The organism is Actinomycetospora sp. (assembly GCF_055612215.1).
The window spans coordinates 1-2148 of record NZ_JBVPVA010001121.1 but is presented as its reverse complement, the minus strand read 5'-3'; the positions used below and the strand labels follow the sequence as shown (position 1 = coordinate 2148).

The window sequence follows — 2148 nt, the reverse complement described above, 5'->3', positions numbered from 1 at the left end:
CCGGCTCAGCGTCCGGCACCCGGCGGCCCGGATCATGGCCGTCGCGCTGCTGCTCGCCGCGCCGTCACTGGTCCTGCTGGCGGTCGCCGGCCCGCTCCCGCTCTACGCGCTGGCCCTCGCCCTGTGCGGGGTCACGACCGGCATGGGCTACTCCCTCGGCGAGCTCGCGGTCCAGAGCACCCTGCCGCCGGAGCGCTCGGCGGAGGGCACGAGCGTGCTGCTCACGATCCTCACGGCGATCGGCGGGATCGGGGTCGTCGTGGCCACGGCGGTGATCGAGGCCCTCGGCGACCAGCGGGCCACGAGCGGCGGTATCGCCGCGGTCCTCGTGGGCGCCGCGGTGCTGCTGCTCCTGGCCGGGGTGGTCACCGCGGTGGGGGAGACCCGGACCGCGCGCCGGTCACGCGTCACCCCGGCGCCCGGGTGACGTGGCGGACGGATTCACCCGGACGAGTGGTGAACGCGGTGACGCTCTGGCGCTGGTGCGTCGATCCGCGTATGCCAGGAGATCCGCGGGGCCTCGCCCCCGCGACGGATCGCGGTGCCGCGACGACCGCGTGGGGTGCGGTGCGGACGGGGGAGTGCACATGAGACTCGGCGTGGTCCTCGGGTTCGCCCCGTGGATCGTCTTCACGGTCCTCTGCGCACCCACGACCTGGGAGTGGGCCACGCTCACCGCGCTGCTCGCCACCGTCGTGATCGCGGTGCCCGACTGGCGGCGGACACGCGAGGTGAGCCTGCTCGACGTCGTGAGCGCGCTGTTCTTCGCCGTGCTGAGCGTGCTCGCCCTGGTCCTCGACCGCGCCGACCTGATGTGGGTCGAGAACCGGGCGCAGTTGCTGTCGAGTGCGGTCCTGACCGTCGTCGTGCTCGTCGGCCTGGCGATCGGGCGTCCGTTCACCGAGCACTACGCCCGGCAGTCGGTGCCCCGGCAGTACTGGACCAGCCCGACGTTCCACCGCATCAACGTCGTGATCACCGCGGTGTGGGCCGCCGCGTTCGCGGTCACCACCCTCTGCGACGTCGTCGTCATGCTCGCGCCCGGGACGTCGACGCTGCTGAACTGGGTGGTCCCGGCCCTGGTCATCGTCGCGGCCGTGCGCTTCACGATGTGGTATCCCGACCACGCCTCCGGTGAGCACGGGCCGGCGGGGGCGCACGAGGCGTCCGCCGAGGGGGCGCCGGGGTCGGTGACCCCGTGACCGCGGCCGCCCGCCCGGTGCCCGACCCCGTCGACGTCGCGAAGGACCCCCACCTGCACGGGATCTTCGCGCCCGTGATCGAGGAGACGGACGCCGACGACCTCGTGGTCGTCGGCGAGCTGCCCGCCGAGATGGCCGGGACCTACCTGCGCAACGGGGGGAATCCGCGCTTCACGCCGCTGGGGTCGTACGTGTACCCGCTCGAGGGCGACGGGATGGTGCACGGGGTCTGGGTCGCGCAGGGTCGGGCCCGCTACTCCAACCGGTTCGTGCGCACCCCCGCGCTGGTGGCGGAGGAGCGGGCGGGTCGTGCGCTGTGGGGCGGGCTCATGACCGGCTACGTCCCCGACGAGTCCGAGGTCGGCCCGGAACTGGCCGGGCAGGACAAGGAGCTGCCCGACATCAACGTGGTGCGCCACGGCGGGCGGCTGCTCGCCCTCGCCGAGTCGACGTGCCCCTACGCGCTCTCCCCGGAGCTCGAGACCCTGGGCCGCGAGACCTTCGGCGGGTCGATCCCGGCCGGGACGACGGCCCACCCGAAGATCGATCCGGTGACCGGCGAGATGGCCGTGTTCTGCTACGCGCTCGAGCCGCCCTTCCTGACCTGGGCGATCGTCGGTCCCGACGGCGAGGTCACGCGGCTCCCGACGCCGGTACCCGACGTCGACCGCCCGGTGATGATCCACGACATGGCGCTGACCCGCCGCTTCGTCGTGCTGGTCGTCGCCCCGCTGTACTTCGACATGGCCGCCGCCTTCGCCGGGGGGTCGATGCTCTCGTGGCGCCCCGAGGACGGCACCCGGGTGGCCCTGATCCCGCGCGACGGCGGACCGGTGCGCTGGGCGGACTCCGAGGCCTTCTGGACCTGGCACAGCGCCAACGCCTACGACGACGGGACCGGCCCGGACGCGCCGGTCGTGCTGGACTACGTGCAGTGGGCGCGCCC

General features: G+C 73.8%; 3 protein-coding genes. All 3 read left to right on the top strand.

The genetic code is table 11. From position 1 onward, the window contains the following. Positions 1 to 427 (top strand): MFS transporter (locus AC0CYZ_RS30135; protein WP_472221792.1); only part of this gene is annotated, 427 nt, incomplete at its 5' end. Positions 428 to 587: 160 nt separating this feature from the next. Beyond that, complete coding sequence (locus AC0CYZ_RS30130) at positions 588 to 1202, top strand: DUF3159 domain-containing protein (RefSeq protein WP_472221791.1); 615 nt, start codon at positions 588 to 590, stop codon at positions 1200 to 1202. Next, positions 1199 to 2148: carotenoid oxygenase family protein (locus AC0CYZ_RS30125; RefSeq protein WP_472221790.1), on the top strand; the 950-nt coding region annotated here is incomplete at its 3' end. The genes AC0CYZ_RS30130 and AC0CYZ_RS30125, both read left to right, overlap by 4 nt.